This window comes from Herbaspirillum sp. C7C8, from assembly GCF_022627875.1.
Taxonomy (GTDB): domain Bacteria; phylum Pseudomonadota; class Gammaproteobacteria; order Burkholderiales; family Burkholderiaceae_D; genus Herbaspirillum.
Genome location: NZ_JABXGG010000004.1, coordinates 213551 through 232834 on the forward strand (window position 1 = coordinate 213551; position 19284 = coordinate 232834).

Below are 19284 nucleotides of genomic sequence, written 5' to 3' on the forward strand. Positions count from 1 at the left end.
TGCGGCTCCCTGAAGCGTTGGCATACGGACATGGCGCGATCATTGCCAGAGGACAATGTCGGCGCACTTTTGGCGGATGCTTTTTCGGCATCATCGCGATTTTAGAACGACTGCGCACGCCGTCTTGCAGCGAGCTTGGGGGGAATTGACCGCCAATTCTGCGCTTGCCCGACGCGCTCGCCAAGGTCGAGCTCAGGGATATCCCGATTGCGCAGCACCGCCGAATCCCTTACCATCACAATATGTTGCATAATTTGCTACATCGTCCGCAAAGCCAGTCCGGGCAAGGGTTTCCGGACTGCAACAAGGTTCCGAATCAGTCCGAGCGGTGGGGCCGGAACCCATAACCTATGAGCGGCAATCACAATGCGTGTAGAAATCCTGGGGTGCAGCGGGGGCATCGGTGGCAATGGCATGCGCACCACCTCTCTGCTCATCGATGACGATATCCTGATCGACGCCGGCACCGGTGTCGGCGACCTGTCGCTGGCGCGGCTGGTGAAGATCGATCACGTCTTCATCACCCATGCGCACCTGGATCACATTGCCTGCCTGCCACTGATGATCGACAGCGTGGGCGACATGCGCAGCACCCCGCTGACCATGCACGCCAGCGCGGCGACCATGGAGATCATCCGCAAGCACATCTTCAACTGGCACATCTGGCCCGACTTCAGCGTCATCCCCGATGCCCAGCGCCCCTTCCTGCGCTTCGCCACGGTTGAGCCGGGCCAACCTGTGCAGCTGGGCCAGCGCAGCATCACGCCGCTGCCCGCAGCGCACACCGTGCCGGCCGTCGGTTACCAGGTCCGCAATCATGCCAGCGGTGCCTCGCTGGCCTTCAGCGGCGACACCTGTCGCTGTGCACCACTGTGGGAGGCGGTCAATCGCATCGACCAGTTGCGCTATCTGATCATCGAGGCCGCCTTCGCCAACCGCGACCGCGAGCTGGCACTGCTGTCCAAGCACCTGTGCCCCAGCCTGCTGCTGGAGGAACTGCAACACCTGCAGGGCCATCCGGAGGTCCTGATCACCCACGCCAAACCCGGACAACTTGAGGAGATCGCCGCAGAAATCGCGGCCGGGTCCGGCCCGCATCATCCGCGCATGCTGGCCACGGGAACCATACTGGAATTCTGACGGGCTGCCTGGCCAACGACAAAGGCGCCGCACATCCGTGCCGGCGCCTTTTTTCATGTCTGCGCCAGGCGCGGCCGGGCGCTTACTGGGTCACGCAGGCATCCAGCTTGGCCGCACCGATCTTTTGCGTCCCGGTATTGGCATTGCTGCTGATGGTCGGCGGCATCGTCACCGCCACGCCTTGCGTCGGCGGCACGATCACCGGCGGCTGCGAGATCGAGGGGACGAAACCGAACTGGCCCGCGCTGTAGAGTTGCGTGCCACTGGGGTTGGTGACCTGAATGGCACCGCTGACCACATCCACGTGCAGGCCGTTGGCCGGCGGCTGACCGTTGGGGGTCGGCACACCGCCGCAATCGTTCTGGCAGTACAGGGCGCCGAAGTGGGTGCCGCGGATACCGATGGTGGCCGTGGGCGTATCGAAATTGACGGCATCGTGGTTGCGCTTGCCAACCAGCCCGGTGACCGCCCGCAGTCCGCCCTTGACCAGACTGATGGCGACCGAGTCATTCTTCGGATCTTTATCGTCGTAGAGGTATTTGCTCACAGCCACCTCGGACCCCGGACGCAGCACGATCTCGCCGTTGTCGACGAACTTGACGCGGGCATAGGTCTCGCGCTCGGTGATGAGCGTGTCGCCCTGCAGGATCGCCGACTTGACCGACAGCACCACGCGCGTACCGTCGGCATGGCGCACACTGAGTACGCCCGACAGATGGGTGACCTGCCCGACCACCGGCTGCGCCTGGGCGAAGGCGCAGGTCACCGCCAGCAGAAGCAGCAGTGCCATCACCAGCCCGATCAGTGGACGCCGGAACGAGGCCGGCGGATTTTGCTTGAAGAAATTCATGAAGATCACATCATCCGGTTATTACGGGTCATCCGCCGTGCATCCCGTATCACATCAGGTACACATCGGCAGCGGTTTCTTGGCCTGCTTGCGGTCCTCGCCCTCGTCACCGAAGTGGTCCGTCGTGCCACCCACGGTCTGGGTGGCATTGCCGGTCTGCTGCACCACACTGCCGTTGACGGGAGCCACCTCCGTGCCGGGCTGGGCGTTGTTCAGACTGGTCTGCAGGTCCTGGCTCTGCTGGTTCTGTTGTTGCTGCACGGCCTGCGCAGTCTGGCTGTTGGTCGAGCTGCTGGTAGTGCCCGTCACCGGAGTGCGGGTGCCGTTGGCGTCAACGATGGTCACGCCCTGGGCATAACCGATGACCTGACCAGACGCCACCGACAGCAGTGCCACGCCCGGGGGCGAGGTCGAGATATTGGCGTTGATGGTCATCGAATCACCCGCCGACAGCGTGATGTTGCCCCCCGTGGAGACCAGAACCCCGTTGATCAGCAGTGTGTCATTGCTGCCCGAGGAGGCGCTGGCGGTCAGGGTAATGGTCCCGGTGGCGCTGACGCCGCCGGAACCGATCGTCAGCGGGCTGTGCGTCACGACGCTGACGGTACCGTTGCTGGTCTTGATCTGGCCACTGCTGTTGATGCCCAGGGTGGTGAGCCTGCTGCTGGTACTGATGGTCGCGCCGCTGGCCTCGGCGGGCAGGCTGCCGAGGAAGTTGGCCTTGGCGCCGATGGCCGAGGTCACCACGCCGCCGGTGTTGTCGATGCTGATATTGCCGCGCGTGGTCGTGACGCCATTGATGCTGACCGCACTGGCATCGCTGGTGTTGAGGTTGTTCTTCAAGGTGATGTCACCGGTGCCGCTGTTGTTGGCGGCAAAGCCTGCAATCTGGTTGCCGGTGTTGTTGAAGGTGATGCCGTTGCTGGCCGAGGCGATCAACTGCGACTTCACGTGCATCGCGGTTCCGGTGTTCTGGCTGAGATTGCCGCTGGCTGCCTCCAGCACCAGATTGTTGGCGGTGATGTTGCCAACGGCCAGCGAACCGTCAGCCTGCGACAGGGCCGCATCGGCCAGGGTCAGGTTGCCGCCGCTCTGGCTGAAGGAGTCGGTCACCACCAGGCGCGAACCGACGTTGCCTGTGACGGTACCATTGGAGACCGTCAGGTTGGACAGGCGCACATCCCCTCCCAGGGTCAGGTCGCCTGCCGTCAGCACCGCCGTCATGCCGGACTGGGCGGCGCTGGCCACGGTGACGGTGCCGTTGAGCAGGACTGTCTGCCCCTCTCTGTAGTCCGTGCCGCCGATATTGAGGGTCCCGTTGCCGCTGGTGGTGCCATTGAGCACCAGGGCGGCAACGCTGCCCTCACTGGCGTCGCTGGCGACATTGACGCTGATGGTCCCGTTGTTGCTGGTACTGTTGCGCACCGTGAGCGTACCGCCTTGCTGATTGAGCTGGGCATCGGCCCCGATCTGAAGATTGGCGACGGTATCGTCACCACTGCCATGCCTGACGCTCTGATCGCCCGTGATGACCACCGTATCGATCTGCGTCGGCATGTAGGTAGACACATTGCCTACCGTGGCGTTGCTGCTCCAGTTGGAGCGGTCTTCCCAGCCCCCCTCGGAATAGGAGGACTGCTGGTAGGTGAAGGTCTCGGCCCCGCGCAAGGACAGATTGGCCAGGCCATTCTCATCGTAGACCGCCTTGAACATCTTCTCTTGCTGCCCCGAGCCGACGATATCGCCCGTCACGGTGCCGAAGTAGTCGCTCAATTGCTGACCCTGACCGAGGTTGAAAGGATTGATGCTCACCTCACCGGTAGGCGCATAGCCGCCCAGCAGGCGGGTCTTGAGCGTACCGCCCAGCCTGGCTGAGGACCACCCCATCAGGTCGATCTGGTCGTAGCTGTCGGCGCTGGCGATATCGATGAGCATCTTCCCGGTATCACCCTGACTGAAGCGGGGCTCGGTGGATTCGCCAAAGCCTCTGAGGATGAGATGGCCCACAGTCCCATCGCTGCCCGGCGCCAGAACACCGTCATTGGTGAATGACCCGCTGACCGCAACGGTGCCGTTGCCCGCGATGGTGCCATTGGCCTCATTGCTGATGGCGGCGGCACTGATGTTGCCACCGGCCAGCGTCAGCAGACCGTAGTTGGTCAGACTGGCATTGCCCGTCACGTTCAGGGAAGCGGCGTCGCCGTTGAGGGTGAGCGTGGCATTGGCATTGTTGGTCACATCACCGCTGGAAGCGACGTTGCCGCTGATGTTGAACGTACCGTTGTTGGTGATGCCATCACTACCAACGGACAGGCTGTTGTTGCCGCTCGTGGCCACGTTGACGGTACCGTTGTTGTTGAGCGAAGTGATGTTGCCCTGGCCGCCGTTCAGTGTCAGGGTACCGGCACTGTTGACGGTCACCGCGGCCGCGCTCAGGTTGCCGCTGCCCAGGTTGACCGTGCCATTGTTGATGAGCAGATCGCCGCTGGCCGAACCGTCGTTGACGCTCAGGGAGCCGCCATTGAGCAGAATGCGCGCGCCATTGTCGACGGTACTCAGATGACTCGTCTTGCCCTCGTCCAGGACACGGGCTTCCGAGACGACCTGCGTCCCCGGCCCGCTGTAACCGCTGTTGAGGATCAGATCCAGTGCGCCCCCCTGGCTGGTGATGTCAGCCGTGATGCTGATGTTGTTGGCGGCATTGAGCGTGAGCGAACTGTTGGCCGATCCGGTCTTGCTGATATTGGCCGTGACGTTGATGTTGCCGCCCAGTCCTTCGCCATCGCCCGTCACCAGCTGGACGTTGGTTCCGTTGTTGAGCTGGCTGGTGATGGTCTCTGCGGTGATCCTTGATCCGCTGCCGGTGGAGGTGATGGCGTAATCGCTCGAACAGGCAGGAATGCTGATGTTCACATTCTGCGAACCGGTGGATACCACATCCAGGTTGAGCGGATCGATGAGCCAGGTGCCGCCCGCTCCCACCCTGGGAACCTTCACCACTTCCAGCTGCTTCAGACCGGAGGTATCGACAAAGCCGCCCGCACCTGACGTGCCCAGTGCCGACACGTCGCCATCAATGAAGGCCGTATTGGCGGCATACAAGGTGACGTTACCTCCCTGAGTGCCATCGGCATTGATGCTGGAGCTGGCAGTGGTGGTCAGGTTGCCCGATGCGCGCAGGAAGATGCGGCCACCTTCACGCACCACGCTGGAGGCATTGATGACGCCACTGTTGGTAATGAGACCGGCCGCCACGCCGATCCGCCCGGCCTCGGCGGTGATCGTGCCCAGGTTGGTGACGTTGCCGGCACTGCCGGTGACGTTGACGGTCACGCCCGGTGTGGCCGTATCGGCCAGGGTCACGGTCTGACCTGCGGCCAGGATGACCTCGCCCTGCGGGCTGGTGATGATGCCGCTGTTGGACGCACTGCCGCCGATCAGGTAAACGCTGCCACCGGTGGCGGAGGTGATCTTGCCCTGGTTGTCCACCAGTCCGGCAGTGCCATCCTTGACGAAGTTGAGCCGGCCGGCCAGGAAGTCGCTGTCGCTCACGGCCAGCGAAGTGGCGATGAAGCGCGCTGCATCGACCGTACCGCTGGGGCCGATCACCACGCCATTGGGGTTGTACAGCACCACCGTGCCATTGGCCGAGAGCTTGCCGTAGATCTGCGAGATATCGGCTCCGGTCACCTTGGCCAGCAAGGCGGCCGAGGCACCCGGCTGGAGCACGTTGACGGTCGCATCCGCACCGATGCTGAAGGACGCGAAAGCGGCGATGGCCTGCGGCGAGAGCTGGTTGATGTTGAGCGTGTTGCCGTTCTGGCTGAAGCTGAGATTGCCGTTGACCACGCTCCACCCGGTGGGCAGGGTGCCAGGTGCCGGGGCTGCTGCCAGCGCCGTTGCCTGCCAGGCAGCGCACACGGCGGCCGCCGCCAGTGACAGGCGCAGGCCCGGCGCCAGCACGCGCACCCAGGCGCGTCGCAACAGACGCGACAGCAGCATCGGCAGGGGCTTGCGTACGCGCCAGGTCAAGCTCAGGCGGCGCTTGCCCACGCGCACCGTGATCGATGGCGGCAGCAGTTCGATGGCCGGACGGGCCGGTACTTGCACGGCAGTGGATGGTGATGTCATGTCAGAACCCCAGGATGGCACTCAGGTGGGCGTTGAGATCGCCCCGCTGTTCGGTCACGGAATTGCCGTTGAGCAGCACCCGCGCCACATCCAGGCGCAGGCTGAAGTCACGCCCGAGCGTATAGCGCAGGCCGGCGCCGATGCTGGCCAGCGTGACCGTGGAGGGCACGGTGGAGGCGGAGGTGACGTTGTTGTTGGCTCCGCGTCCGGCATCGACAAAGCCCAACAGGCGCAGGTTGCCGCGCATCTCGGTCTTGACCAGCAGATCCGGAGTATAGAGTTCGGTATTGAGGACCGCACCGCTGTCGGCCGCTACGGCGCGCTCGGTGAAACCGCGCACCGCATTGGCACCGGCCAGACCGAACTGCTCCACCGCCGGCAGGGCATGCGGCGACACCTGCAAGGCAGCGGCCAGACGTACCTGCCAGTCATTCTGGAAGACCCTGAACCAGCTCGCGCCACCACGGATGGCGATGAAGTTGTCCATCGACCGGCGCGATCCGGTAAACAGCGAGTAGCGGTCCGTCACCTGCAGGGTATCGTTGCGGCGCGCCTGACCGGTGGCCATGTTGCGCGCAATGCCCAGGTTGTAATCGACGATCTGGCCCACGCCCTGCCGCTGCGCGCTGTAGCTCACCGACAATGGCAAGGTGGAATAAGGCAGGCAGGTATTGAGGGTGGCGCCATTGAGCAGGCCGCCATTGATGCTGCAGGAGGAATCGACCTTCTTGTAATCGGCGCCGAAGACCAGCTTGCTGCTCCACTCGCCGCTGCGGGCAAAGTAGTGGTTCCAGCGCAGCGCATAGATTTCACCGCGACCGGTGATGTTGAGCGTGGAATTGACCGCCAGCGTCTGACCTGAACTGACGTTGGATTTGCCGTAGATGAAGTCCAGGCTGTCGCCCAGTCCATACAGGGGCAGACGATAGCCCAGCGAGTACAGATCGACCTTGGCCCCCGAGGGACTGTCGGGCGAGGTGGTATAGGCCACCGTGGCGACGTGGTCGCGGTTGAACAGATTGGAATGCTGCACGGCCACGCCGGTGCGCCACTGACCAGTATCGCGACTGCCGCTGTTGTCGAGGTTGAGCATCACGCGCAGGGGATTCTCATCCTTGACGGAGATGGCCGCATCGATCTGGTTGGTGGCTTCGGAGGCCGTCAGGGTGACGTTGACCTGCTTGGCCGGATTGTCATTGGCCAGTTGTACCGATTCGGAAATGCGCCGCAGGTTGGGCGCACTGCCCTCCACCAGCTGCGGGATGCTGGCGCGGATGTTCTGCTCGCTGAAATGGCGGTTGTCGCTCACCACCACCTTGCCCACCACCGTCTCGACCACCTGCAGCCGCACCACGCCGCCGGTGAGTTCCTGCTCCGGCACGCTCACTTGCACGGCCGTGTAACCGGCGCTGCGGTAGGCGTTTTCCAGGGACTCCAGCGCTTGCTGGATATCGCCATAGACACGCCCGCGACCGAGGAACGGCGCCACCGCCTGATCCACCCTGGCCTGCGTGAGCAAGGTATTGCCCTCGACCGCAAAGCGGGTGATGTCGAAACGCTCGTCCTGATGGACCTGGGCACTGTCGCCCGCGCGCGTGGCGCCAGGTGCCATGCCCGCCGGCTGCGCAAGCGCGGCCACGGCACTGCCCAGCAGCGCCATCCCCATCAGAGAATGCTGAAAGCATCGATTCATTGTCTCTGTGACCCGCCCCCGGCGAGCCCTCCCAGTTTTCTTCTCGTGCAACGCGGCACCGGCCACGCTCACACTGCCACCTCTGCATCCAGTCGCACGCTGCCCCGGCGAGCGCCCGTGAAGGACGCGCACGCAAGGCCCGGTCCGCCACACAAGCGGCGAACGGACCACGACAGCCAACGACAAGACGAAAAGGAACCCCTGAAGCAGACCTGCCCGGACATCGATATGCCCCTTCTTGGAGGAGGGATGATCGTCTCCGGCAGTGAGGCCACCTTGCCAGGCGACATCACTCTTGACACTTGCAAAGTATACTGACTAGGTCTGACCGCGTCGACAAGAATCGGCGAAAAACCGCTTGCAGTGGGCGTTTGCGCCAGATTGCGCGACGCTTGATTGCCATGCGGAAATGATTTGCACCTTCAACATGCAAAGAAATTCAGGCAATGCCAGTGGCTGAGAAATTTTGCACAGGGGGCTGTACGTTTTTCATCAGCCGCATGATTTCCGCACGGCAATTGCGTGCCATGCGCCACGCCATTGCGTTCACTTGGTCTCGAAGGTGGTCACGCCATCCCAATGCGCCGCAGGCGGCGTCTGGCGGAAATGCGCGATGCGCTCCAGGTAGAGCGTGTAGAGGCCGCGTGCCTGCGTCGCCTGCAGGCGTTCAATGGCGTGCTGCGCCTCATCCCAGCGCTGCGCGCGCACCAGCGCCAGCGCCGCATGCCACTGTTGGACTTCGGCGCGCAAGTCGGCATCGAGTTCGCTCTCCAGGGCCAGTGGCTCGAAGATCGGTACCGGCTCGTTCTTGCCCTTCACGCGCACCCGGTCCAGCTCGCGGTAGGCGAACTGCGGCGCAGCCTGGCGGGTGGCCTCCCCCACCAGCACACCCACGCCATAGACCTTGGTGATCGACTCCAGCCGCGAGGACAGGTTGACCGCATCACCCATCACCGTATAGGCCTTGCGGATGCGCGAGCCCATGTCGCCCACGCGCATCTGGCCGCTGTTGACGCCAATGCCGATCTTCAGAGGCGGCCAGTTGCGGCGCGTGAATTCCTCGTTGAGCAGCAGCGTGGTCTGCTGCATCTTCAATGCCGTGGCTACTGCCCGGGCGGCGTGATCGGGCACATCCAGCGGCGCACCCCAGAAGGCCATCACGGCGTCACCGATGTACTTGTCGAGCGTGCCGCGATTGCCGCGAATGTCTTCGGACATCGCCGTCAGATAGAGGTTGATGTATTCACGCAGCTCATTGGGTTGCAGGCTCTCCGAGATGGTGGTGAATCCGCGCACGTCGGAGAACATCACGGTCAGCTCGCGGATCTCGCCTTCCATGTTGTAGCTGGCCGGATTGGCCGCCATTTCGGCCACCAGTTCCGGCGCCACGTATTCACCGAACAGATTGACGATGGCCTTGCGGTTGCGGTACTCGAACAGATAGCCCCAGCCCAGGTTGCTGATGAACAGCAGCGCCACCAGCAACAGCACCGAGGCCAGCGGCAGCACCATGCCGGCGCTGTCGTAGAGCCAGTAGTTGAGCCAGGCCAGTGCACCGGCCGTACTCAGCGACAGGAGCATCGAGGCCAGCGGTCCCAGCATGGGCAGCAGCAGGCCCAGCAGCAGGCCGGCCAGCACCACCTGCACCCCGTCATAGCCGGCGGCGAAATCGGGCCGGGTCTTGAAGTCGTCATCGATGATGGAGGCGATCAGGTTGGCATGGATCTCCACTCCCGGATAGACCGGGTTCACGGGCGTAGCCCGCAGATCGTTCAGACCGGGCACGGTGGTGCCCACCAGCATGATGCGGCCATCGAGCTGGTCATGCGGGTAGGTGCCACGGATCACGTCGATCGCCGGCACGTAACGATAGGCGCCGCCCTGCGGCCCGCCATGCCCGCGGTAGGTCACCAGGGTCGTGAGCCGCCGCTCCACCGGAATGATCAGCGGTTGCGGACGCGCCTCCACGGCGATGGCGGCCAGGGCGTCGTAATTCTCCTTCTGGCTCCCCAGCAAGCCATCGGCGCTGGTCAGGAAGACCGGTTTGATGCGCTTGCCGCCCACGGCCACCCGTGCGGTGGCCAGGGCCAGCGACTCGTAGAAATTGTCGCCATGCCGCGCCAGCAGCGAGACGGTGCGGATGAGTCCGTCCTCATCGGGGACCGGATTGAAGAAACCGCCGGCACGCGCCGCCGATTGCAGCTGCGGCAGATTGGCACCATAGGCGCGCCAGCGCACCACGTCCACATCGCGCCCGCCCAGGTCGGCCACGGTAAAGGCCGGCGGCGGCAACTCGCCCTTGACCACGGCGCCGCTCTCATTGGAGAACGCATAGCCCATCACCACCGGCTGCCCCTTCAGGGCTGCCGCCAGGCGACCGTCGTAATCCATCTGCGGCTTGAGCATGCGCAGCTGCTGCGCCAGTTGCGGCACATCCTTGAGCGGACCGTGCGCGAGATCTTCCAGGCGACCGTAGCCCGACGTGGTGTCGGGCTCGGCAAAGACGACGTCGAAACCGACCGCCTGGGCCTGATAGGTTTGCGTCATCTGCTGGACCAGCTTGGCCACCAGGTCGCGGCTCCAGGGCCAGCGCCCGAGTTCGTCGATGCTGCGTTCATCGATATCGACGATGACGATGCGCGGGTCCAGCGCGGGCTTGGCCACCCGCATGCGCAAGTCATAGAAGAACAGGTCCATGCGCTCGACCACCGGATTGGGCAACAGCCCTGACACCATTGCCTCGGCCAGACCGATGAGCAACAGTGCCAGCAGCCAGCGCGCCCAATACTTGGCCAAGGCGGTACGCAAACGACGCAACATGGACTTTCCCCCGATTCCCTTTTTGATTGGCTGCGATCATGCCACCAGTTGCCTGTGCCCACAATCGGCAGGGACTTGCGGAAGTTACCCACCGGCATCATTCCCATGCTGACGAGAGCGCGGGGTGCGGTGAACCGATGCGCAAAATGGGTTCTAATGTTTTCCCGTCCATGATGAAGGAGTCCTGCATGAAGCCGATTGCCTCGCTCACCCTGCGCGATGGAACACCAGTCCCGATCCTGGGCCAAGGCACCTGGAACATGGGTGAGTCGTCCGCTGCCGCCAGCGCCGAAGTGCGCGCCCTGCAGGCCGGCATCGACCTGGGCATGACCCTGATCGACACCGCCGAGATGTATGCAGATGGCCAATCCGAGCGCATCGTCGCCCGCGCCATCGCGGGCCGGCGCGAGCAGGTCTACCTGGTCAGCAAGGTGTTGCCGCACAACGCCAGCGAGCGCGGCACCATTGCCGCCTGCGAGGCCAGCCTCAAGCGCCTGGGCACCGACCATCTGGACCTCTACCTGCTGCACTGGCGCGGATCGCATCGGCTGGCGGCCACCATCGCGGGCATGCAGACGCTGATGGCGCAGGGAAAAATTCGCGGATGGGGCGTGAGCAATTTCGATACCGACGACATGGACGAGCTGATCGCTCAACCCGGCGGCGATCAGGTCCTGTGCAATCAGGTGCTGTACAACCTCTCGCGCCGGGGCATCGAATACGACCTGCTGCCGCAGGCCGCAGACAGTGGCGTGGCCGTCATGGCCTATTCGCCCATCGAGCAGGGACGCATCCTCAAGCAGCCAGCCTTGAAGGCGGTGGCGCAGCGCCACGGCGTGACACCGGCACAGGTGGCGCTGGCGTGGGTATTGCGGCGCACGGGCGTGATCGCCATCCCCAAGGCTGCCGAGCTGGCGCACGTGCAGGCCAACCGGGCCTGCCTGGAACTGCAACTGAATGAAAATGACATCAGCGAGCTGGACGCGGCCTTCCCGCCGCCGCGACGCAAGCAGCCGCTGGCGATGTTGTGAAGAAATGGACCAGAAGCCGTCAGGCTGCCGCGTCCAGGGCCCGCAGGGCCTTGAGCAAATAGCGTACGGCTGCCGGAATCGGCGCAATCACCGGCACGGAAAAACGCTGCGCCAGGGCCGTCGCCGCCTGCCCCAAGGGTCCACCGCCGATCACCACCGCCTCGGCCCCATCGCGCTCCACGCAAGCGCGCACGGCCTGCGCCAGCGCTTGCTCCAATGCCTGCGGATCAGCCGCCAGCGTACGCGGATCTCCGGCAGTCAGGCTGATACCGGTATAGAGCGCGGCAACGCCGGCCTGCTGCGCCTTTTCCCCAATCACCTCGGCCAGCTCCGGGGTGACGGTGGCCACACCGAAACGCCGGCCACCCTCGGCCGCCTCCAGCATCGACGCTTCACACAGTCCGGCGACCGGACGCCCGTCGAGCCCGCGCAGACGCTCGATGCCAGGATCGCCGAAGGCGCTGATGATGGCACCTGCGCTGTGCCGTCCGCCTTCGCACCAGTTGCGCTGGACTTCCTCACCCGCCGCTGCCAGCTCCACGGCATTGACGATCATCTCCGGCCCCCGGCGCGCACTCACGCCCGTGAGCGAATACCCCGATGGCAGCCAGGCGCGGGCAATGGCCACCATCATCTCGGTGGTGGCCTGGGAAGAATTGGGATTGATCAACAGGATATGCGGCATGCCAGACTCATGAAAAAGACCATCAACTACGCGCCACCGCTGCCTGCACCACCGCTTGCGAAGCGGTTTCTTCCAGCGGTGCATCGGGTGACTTGCCATAAGTCTCCGGCATGGTACGGATGGCCACGGTGAAGATGCCGTACATGACGGCGATCATGCCGAAGACGCCGGCCAGGCCGAAGGCATCGAACAGGCGTCCGGCCGCCAGCGGCATGAATGCCCCGGCCGCCGTGCCGGTGGCAAGGATGAAGGCGGTGCCGAAGGCGCGTACGCGGGTCGGATACAGTTCGGGCGCGAAGATCCAGATGGTGGTGTTGAGCAACAGCACGAAGAACTGGAATACCGCACCGGCCGCCAGAATCAGTACGATGCTCTTGGCCAGGAAACCAATGGCCAGCGCCGCCAGACAAGCGCAGATGGCGCCCACCGTCAGCACGCGCTTGCGTGGCAGGTGGAAACCGAACACCGAGGCGGCAATCGCCCCCAGCAGGCTGCCGCTCTGCATGACCATGGTGAACAGAAGACTCTTGGAAATGGTATAGCCCAGGCTCACCAGGATGGTCGGCATGAGGGTCAGCACCGAAATCTGCGCGCCATAGGTCATCCAGATGGCGATACACAGCGGCAGGGTGCGGCGAGCCAGCGGACCCTGGAAGATTTCCATGGAGCGCACCTTGACCGAGGCGGCATGCTCGTGGCGACCATCGTCGCTGATCCAGTCACGGCCCTGTGGCGCCGGACCAGAGAGTTTGCCGCTGGCCAGTCGTGCCAGCACCGCATTGGCTTGCGCGACCTGGTTGCGCGAGAGCAGGAAACGCGGCGTCTCCGGGATGTAGCGGCGATAAAAGGCGCCCAGCAGCGCTGGCAGCATCAGGCAGAAGAACAGCCAGCGCCAGCTGTTCTCACCGGGAAAGAGCGTGAACACCAAGAGACCAAAGGCCGGCGCCAGGAAATTGCCCATGCCGCCCGCCCCCACGTTGACCAGCCCCACGGCCGTTCCACGGAACTTGCTGGAACAGAATTCGGCCAGCATCGTGACCGCAATGGCGATCTCGCCCCCGAGACCGAAGCCGACAATGGCGCGCCCCACGGCCATTACCGTCAGGTCCGGCGCCAGCGCGCAGATGCCCGCGCCCAGCGTGAAGAGCAGCAGATCCAGGCTCAGCATGACGCGCCGGCCATAGCGGTCAGCCACCAGACCGGAGACGATGCGGCCGATGGCGGCGCTGGCAAAGGTGACCGTATTGAGCAGGCCGATGTCGGTCGCGCTCAACCCCCACTGCTGCTTGAGCAGCGGGCCGACCAGGCCGATGGCATTCTGTTCGAAGGCGTCGAACAGACAGCCGATCAGGATCAGGAAGATGATGGTGTGATGCGAACGGGTCACCCCGATCTTGTCCAGCGCGCCGTCCAGTTCGGCCACGCGCGATGAGTGCGGCAGGTCGGGCGACGAAAGTGTGGGTCCAGCCATGGTCTGCTCCTCTTGCGTTGAAAGGTCCAATGAGTGCTGCTCGGTGTGCACATCGGATGATGCGAGGCTGTGGAACCACGCCGCCCTGCTTCGGTGGCCGCGAAAGTACTGTAGTCCAGCATGCCCGTGAATGAAAGTACAATTTCAATTTATATGATTTATTGAAATTATTATTTCAGACATGCGGTGCACCAGCAATCTTCGTGCCAGACTGCTGCACTGGATGAAATCCGGATTTCAGAAGAAAGTGGTCGCCCGGGAGGCGCCGGCGTGCGCCGCAAGAGGGCAGTCAGCCAGCTCGGCGCACCGCGACGGGGCGGCACGCATGAAAATTGGGAGTCAGAATAAAGGCAGGGATGAAATCGGGATTTCAATATCTTCCCGATGGCGAACATGCGCCATTTCAGTCAAGCAACTCAATCGAAGTCGCCCAGTTCCTCGTGTTCCTGCTCCACCGCCGCCAGCCGCTTGCGCCCGGCGGCACCGCTGGCCTCGATCACCAGGGTGGCCAGCAGATCGCACAGGGCCATCACGCCAACGTGGTTGTCCAGAGAACCGGGGCCACGGCAATGCGCCTGCAACGACCAGGTCGCAGGGGCATAGTCGGCCGACGCCTGGTCGCTGATGTAGAGCAGATCAGCACCAGTGCGCGTGGCCGCCTCCAGGAGGCGCTGCATCTGCCCGGTCTGGCGACGGGTGCCGAAGACGATCACGCAATCGCGCTCGGACAAACCGGCGGTGTATTCCCCCAGCGTCTCGCCCGGCCCCGGCAGGCAGGTCACGCGCGGCAAGACCTGGATGATCTGCCAGCGCAGATAGAGCGCAAAGGCCTGGCTGCTGCGGCTGCCGAAGATGAGCACTTGCGGCGCGGCGACGATGGCACGGGCGATCTCGGCCAGGGTCGCATCCGAGAGACGCTCGAAGGTTGCTGCCAGGTTCTGTTGGGATTGCTGGAAGTGCGCCGCCACCGAACGCACCTGGCGCGCGGCAGCGGGGCTGCTGGCGTGGAACAGCGGGGAGCCGGTCTCCTGTTCCTCACGCACGTGGCGCCGCGCCTCCTCGTAGCTGTCGTAACCGACGCGGCGGATGAAACGGCTCACGGTCGAGGGCGAGACACCGGCCAGTTGCGCCAGTTCATTGCCGGCATAGCTGGCCAGCTCGCCCGGAAACTCCAGCAGGAACTCTGCCAGCTGGCGCTCGGTACTGGAGAGCTCGTCGAGTTTGCTGCGCACGCGGCGCACGAAGGATTCGGCAGAAGGTTTCATGTCGGTACGGGGATCAATCCGCGATGCGGTTCAATGCAGGCCCAGGCGATGCCGTCTGTGACGATTTGCTTCATATCGCCCCAAACCCACGCGATCCGGACCGGGTCGCCGCATTGTATAGCAGCAGGACCGCGCTGCGGCCTCAGCCGAACTTGCGCGCGGCGTCGATGGCCAGGCCGCTGCCGATGCTGCCGAACAGATCGCCTTCCACATGACGCGCCTGCGGGGCGAGCGCACCGATGCGTTCGCGCAGCAGGCGCACCCCGCTGGAACCACCGGTGAAGAAGACACTGTCGATGTCGTCGGCGCGCAAACCGGCCTGCTGCAGCAGTGCCAGAACGGTCTGCTCGACCGATTGCACCAGGTGATCGACGGCTCCGTTGAAGTCGCTGCGCAAGATCGGCAACTGCTCGGGCTGGCGCAGGCGATCCAGCTCCAGCAGGGTCTGGTCGGCGGTGGAAAGGGCAATCTTGCCCGCTTCCACCTGCAGCGCCAGCCAGTGGCCGCAGCGCTGCTCGACCACGTCCAGCAGGCGCGCAAAACGCTCGCGGTCGACCACTTCACGCGCCACGTCCTGCAGTTGCTGCCAGGCCTTGCGGGTGTAGAGCTGGTTGATGGTGTGCCAGGTGGCCAGGTTGAAATAGTAGCTCGACGGGATCTCGGCATTGCCCAGCAGGCGCCCGCCCAGGCCCAGCAGCGGCATCACGCAGGCCAGGCTGAAGTACTTGTCGAAGTCGGTACCCCCGATGTGCACGCCGCCATTGGCCAGGATATCGTCGCGCCGCTCGCTGCGCGCGGCGCGCCGGGGCGACAGACGCACCAGCGAGAAGTCGGAGGTGCCGCCGCCGATGTCGACGATGAGCACCAGCTCTTCCCGGTCGATGCGCGATTCGTAATCAAAGGCGGCCGCGATGGGTTCGAACTGGAAGGCGATGTCCTTGAAACCGACATCGCGCGCAATCTGCTCCAGCGTATCCTGGGCCAGCTGGTCGGCGGCAGCATCCTCATCGACGAAGTGCACCGGGCGCCCCAGCACCACCTGGGAAAACGCGGTCCCGGCGGTACGCTCGGCGCGCTGCTTGAGCTCACCGATGAACTGCGAGAGCAGCCCCCGATAGGGCAGCGCGCGCCCGCCCACTTCGGTCTGGCCATCGATGGCGCCGGAGCCCAGCAGGCTCTTCAGTGAGCGCATCAGGCGGCCTTCGTAACCGGCCAGGTATTCGCCCAGCCCGGCACGACCATAGCTGAAACTGTTCTCGTCGGCATTGAAGAACACGACCGAAGGCAGCGTGGGCTTGCCGTCTTCCAGCGGCAGCAGCAGAGAATCCCCGGCATCCGGACGCAGCCAGCCCACCGTGGAATTGGAGGTGCCGAAATCCACACCGCACGCATTCGCCATCGATCACTCCTTCTTTTTTGGGCCGGCAATCATATAGAAAAGCACCGTGCTTGTCTGCACGCGCGCATTGCAGCGTTTGAAGCAAACAACATGCCGCCGCGAAATCATTGCCGATACGGCAATGGCAGGATAACAAGCCCACGAAAAACGGCGCCGGAAGGCATCACTGCCCACCGGCGCCGTCGTAAGGCGCGAAGAAGATCGCTTGTGGAAAACTTAGAATTCTTAGAATTCCTGGGCCACCGGCCGCAGCACCACTTCGCTGATATCCACATTGGCCGGTTGTTCAATCGCATAGGCGATCGCACGTGCCACCGAATCGGCCGGGATCTGGTTGGCCTCATACCAGGCCAGCAGGGCTTCCGAGGTCTCCTTGTCGCTGCTGTGGGTCTTCAATTCGGAATCCACCGCCCCCGGGGAGATGATGGTGGTGCGCACACCGTCCGGTGCTTCAGCGCGCAGGCCTTCGGTCAGGGCGCGTACCGCGAACTTGGTGGCGCTGTAGACCGTGCCCATGCCGGCGAAGACCTTGATGCCGGCCACCGACGATACGTTGATGAAATGGCCGGCGCCCTGCGCGGCAAAGCGCGGCAGCGCAGCGGCCACACCATAGAGCAGGCCCTTGACGTTGACGTCGATCATGCGGTCCCACTCCTCGACCTTGAGCCTGGCCATCGGCGCCAGCGGCATGATGCCGGCATTGTTGATCAGCACGTCGATGCGACCGAAGTGCTGCTCTCCCTTGGCGACCAGCGCCTCGACATCGTCACGACGGGAGACGTCGGTGGTGACGGCGATGGCCTGGCCACCGGCGGCGGTGATGTCGGCCACCAGTTTTTCGAGCCGCTCGGTGCGGCGTGCACCCAGTACCAGCCTGGCGCCCAGCGAAGCGAGATGACGTGCGGTGGTTTCGCCCAGGCCGCTGCTGGCTCCGGTGATGACGACGACCTTGTCCTTGATGTTGTTGCTCATGATGAATTCCTTTCCGGTATTGACGGGTTGGCTTGTCGTTGCTGCTTGTCGTTACTGCTTGTCGATGGAAGGATTATGGGTGGCACGAATATGCCAAACAATGGAAATGTTAAGATTACAGAATTCCATTTTCAGGAATCATCATGCTCAACCGACTGGAGATGCTGCGCATCTTCTGCGCCGCTGCCGATACCGGCAGCTTCAAGGAGGCGGCCATCCGGCTGGGCATTTCGCCGCAGGCCGTCACGCGGGCCATTCAGGAACTGGAACGTCTGCAGGGTGAGATGCTGTTCCATCGCAATACCCGCCAGGTACGCATCACCAGCTTCGGCGAGGCCCTGGCCGAACGCGCCCTCCTCAGCTTGCGTGAATTGGATGGCCTGTTCGACACGGACAACGGCAGCCCGACGGACGAGATGAGCGGACTGGTGCGCCTGGCTGCGCCCTCGGCCTTGGGACGCAACCGCCTGCTACCGCTCGTCGAACGACTGGCACGGGCGCATCCGGGCTTGCGCTTCGACCTGCGCCTGACCGACCAGCGCGCCGATGTGGTGGGGGAGAAGATCGACATCGGCATCCGCATCGGTACGGTGCCGGACAATCGCTTCGTGGTACGCCGCCTGGGCAAGGTGCGTTTCCACGTGGTGGCCACGCCGCGCTTCCTGCGGCGCCACGGCATACCGACCGATGCCAACGCCTTGCGCAACCTGCCCTGCACGGCCATGCTGGATCGCGGCACGGGCCGGCCCTGGCCCTGGCTGTTCCAGCAGGAGAACCAGTGGATGGCCGATCATGCACGCTTCCTCTGCGATGACTCGGAGGGGGAATATCTGCTGGTGAGAAGTGGCGTGGCCATCGGCCAGATCGCCGGCTTTCTGTGCGAGGACGACATCGCCGCCGGTCGCCTGGTGCCGGTCATGGCCGACCACGAGCCCGACCCCTGGGACATGTATCTCTACCGTCCACAACGCGGACCGGTACCGCCGCGCCTGCGGCTGGTGTTCGATACCCTGGTGCGCGAATTCGCCCACTGAGACCGGGGCTTACCAGCGGCAGTCGTGATCCATCAGTACTTCGGCGCTGCCCGGCTCCTGCTGGTCGAAGTTGACCGCCATGTTGACCAGGAAGAAGCCATTGCTGCCATCGGCAAAACGCGCACCGGTCAGCAGCAAGGACTGCGCGGCCATGTTGGCCGCCGCATAGGCGCTGCGTTCAGCGGCCAGCCTGAAGGGATCGTGCCGGACCAGGGCATCGGCGGGCAGCCGCATCACCCAATAGCGATGGCCCTCGAAGAACCATGGCTGCCAGTGCTGCAAGGGATCATCGCGATGGTCGGCCAGGCTGGCGGCCACGTCGCGGCGCATGCAGTCGATGTGCAGATGCAGGTGCAACTGCGAACGTGCCGCGGCCGAATTGACTTCCACCCCCAGCTGCTCGTCGCTCAAGGAGCGTCCCAGCGCCTGCGCCACACGAGCGCGCTGCTCCCACGCGTAGGCCCAGTAAGGGGGCGCATCCGGTGCCAGCAGTTCCGGGCTTTCGATGCCGGTGAGGCGACGGGTCGGCATGAGCAGGTACTGCGCGGGACCGACCAGATCCTTGAGCACCACGAAGCCCCGCGCCAGGTCAACCAGCACGCAAGGCTGCGGCTGGCCACTGGCCTGCATGCCGGGCACGCATTGCTGGCTGGTGATTTCCCACAGCTTGTTCGGGTCGGCGGCCAGGGCCGGTGTGAGCGGCGTGGCCCCGCCCGCCAGCAGCAGGCAGAGCGAAAAGAGGGAAGAGAAGCAGGAAGGAAAACGGGAAAACGGTCGCATCGACATCATCCGG

13 protein-coding genes are annotated in these 19284 nt (G+C 64.1%); 3 read left to right on the plus strand and 10 right to left on the minus strand.

Annotated features, from left to right (window positions below; translation table 11 throughout):
* Positions 1-366: 366 nt before the first annotated feature.
* On the plus strand, positions 367-1140 hold the full coding sequence (locus HWE01_RS07475; RefSeq protein ID WP_241821447.1) for a 3',5'-cyclic-nucleotide phosphodiesterase: 774 nt from the start codon (positions 367-369) through the stop codon (positions 1138-1140).
* A gap of 82 nt (positions 1141-1222) precedes the next feature.
* Here HWE01_RS07475 and HWE01_RS07480 read toward each other — a convergent pair whose 3' ends face one another.
* From HWE01_RS07480 to HWE01_RS07495, 4 genes are all read right to left on the minus strand, one after another.
* A complete protein-coding gene (locus tag HWE01_RS07480; protein WP_241821448.1) occupies positions 1223-1990 on the minus strand; it encodes a FecR family protein in 768 nt (255 codons plus the stop codon).
* Between the two features lie 54 nt (positions 1991-2044).
* Positions 2045-6121: a beta strand repeat-containing protein gene (locus HWE01_RS07485; RefSeq protein ID WP_241821449.1), complete on the minus strand. Its 4077-nt coding sequence runs from the start codon at positions 6119-6121 to the stop codon at positions 2045-2047.
* A gap of 1 nt (position 6122) precedes the next feature.
* Positions 6123-7787 (minus strand): ShlB/FhaC/HecB family hemolysin secretion/activation protein, encoded by a 1665-nt coding sequence (locus HWE01_RS07490; protein WP_034351600.1) that lies wholly within the window; start codon positions 7785-7787, stop codon positions 6123-6125.
* 573 nt (positions 7788-8360) lie between these two features.
* Positions 8361-10634: a CHASE2 domain-containing protein gene (locus HWE01_RS07495; RefSeq protein ID WP_241821450.1), complete on the minus strand. Its 2274-nt coding sequence runs from the start codon at positions 10632-10634 to the stop codon at positions 8361-8363.
* A 188-nt stretch (positions 10635-10822) separates the two neighbouring features.
* Between HWE01_RS07495 and HWE01_RS07500 the strand changes: the two genes are divergently transcribed.
* Positions 10823-11665, plus strand: a complete 843-nt coding sequence (locus HWE01_RS07500) for an aldo/keto reductase (RefSeq protein ID WP_008334461.1) — start codon at positions 10823-10825, stop codon at positions 11663-11665.
* Positions 11666-11684: 19 nt separating this feature from the next.
* Here the strand turns inward: HWE01_RS07500 and HWE01_RS07505 are convergent, their stop codons facing one another.
* The 5 genes from HWE01_RS07505 to HWE01_RS07525 form a co-directional block, all read right to left on the minus strand.
* A complete protein-coding gene (locus tag HWE01_RS07505) occupies positions 11685-12350 on the minus strand; it encodes an aspartate/glutamate racemase family protein (protein ID WP_008334460.1) in 666 nt (221 codons plus the stop codon).
* 22 nt (positions 12351-12372) lie between these two features.
* Entirely contained in the window at positions 12373-13821 is a 1449-nt protein-coding gene (locus HWE01_RS07510; protein ID WP_008334453.1) for an MFS transporter, read from the minus strand.
* A gap of 416 nt (positions 13822-14237) precedes the next feature.
* Entirely contained in the window at positions 14238-15086 is an 849-nt protein-coding gene (locus HWE01_RS07515; RefSeq protein ID WP_241821451.1) for a MurR/RpiR family transcriptional regulator, read from the minus strand.
* A 142-nt stretch (positions 15087-15228) separates the two neighbouring features.
* Entirely contained in the window at positions 15229-16485 is a 1257-nt protein-coding gene (locus tag HWE01_RS07520) for an Hsp70 family protein (RefSeq protein ID WP_008334449.1), read from the minus strand.
* Between the two features lie 225 nt (positions 16486-16710).
* Positions 16711-17457, minus strand: a complete 747-nt coding sequence (locus HWE01_RS07525) for an SDR family oxidoreductase (RefSeq protein WP_241821452.1) — start codon at positions 17455-17457, stop codon at positions 16711-16713.
* Between the two features lie 143 nt (positions 17458-17600).
* On the opposite strand from HWE01_RS07525, the gene HWE01_RS07530 reads away from it, so the two are divergent.
* Positions 17601-18491, plus strand: coding sequence for a LysR family transcriptional regulator (locus HWE01_RS07530; RefSeq protein WP_241821453.1), 891 nt, complete (start codon positions 17601-17603; stop codon positions 18489-18491).
* 9 nt (positions 18492-18500) lie between these two features.
* On the opposite strand, the gene HWE01_RS07535 is transcribed toward HWE01_RS07530, so the two are convergent.
* Positions 18501-19271, minus strand: coding sequence for a CDP-diacylglycerol diphosphatase (locus HWE01_RS07535; protein ID WP_241821454.1), 771 nt, complete (start codon positions 19269-19271; stop codon positions 18501-18503).
* Between the last annotated feature and the right edge of the window lie 13 nt (positions 19272-19284).

Bases quoted from the DNA above. Each gene is read 5' to 3' on its own strand.
- HWE01_RS07475 (WP_241821447.1), top strand. From the start codon at position 367: ATGCGTGTAGAAATCCTGGGGTGCAGCGGGGGCATCGGTGGCAATGGC.
- HWE01_RS07480 (WP_241821448.1), bottom strand. From the start codon at position 1,990: ATGAATTTCTTCAAGCAAAATCCGCCGGCCTCGTTCCGGCGTCCACTG.
- HWE01_RS07485 (WP_241821449.1), bottom strand. From the start codon at position 6,121: ATGACATCACCATCCACTGCCGTGCAAGTACCGGCCCGTCCGGCCATC.
- HWE01_RS07490 (WP_034351600.1), bottom strand. From the start codon at position 7,787: ATGGGGATGGCGCTGCTGGGCAGTGCCGTGGCCGCGCTTGCGCAGCCG.
- HWE01_RS07495 (WP_241821450.1), bottom strand. From the start codon at position 10,634: ATGTTGCGTCGTTTGCGTACCGCCTTGGCCAAGTATTGGGCGCGCTGG.
- HWE01_RS07500 (WP_008334461.1), top strand. From the start codon at position 10,823: ATGAAGCCGATTGCCTCGCTCACCCTGCGCGATGGAACACCAGTCCCG.
- HWE01_RS07505 (WP_008334460.1), bottom strand. From the start codon at position 12,350: ATGCCGCATATCCTGTTGATCAATCCCAATTCTTCCCAGGCCACCACC.
- HWE01_RS07510 (WP_008334453.1), bottom strand. From the start codon at position 13,821: ATGGCTGGACCCACACTTTCGTCGCCCGACCTGCCGCACTCATCGCGC.
- HWE01_RS07515 (WP_241821451.1), bottom strand. From the start codon at position 15,086: ATGAAACCTTCTGCCGAATCCTTCGTGCGCCGCGTGCGCAGCAAACTC.
- HWE01_RS07520 (WP_008334449.1), bottom strand. From the start codon at position 16,485: ATGGCGAATGCGTGCGGTGTGGATTTCGGCACCTCCAATTCCACGGTG.
- HWE01_RS07525 (WP_241821452.1), bottom strand. From the start codon at position 17,457: ATGAGCAACAACATCAAGGACAAGGTCGTCGTCATCACCGGAGCCAGC.
- HWE01_RS07530 (WP_241821453.1), top strand. From the start codon at position 17,601: ATGCTCAACCGACTGGAGATGCTGCGCATCTTCTGCGCCGCTGCCGAT.
- HWE01_RS07535 (WP_241821454.1), bottom strand. From the start codon at position 19,271: ATGCGACCGTTTTCCCGTTTTCCTTCCTGCTTCTCTTCCCTCTTTTCG.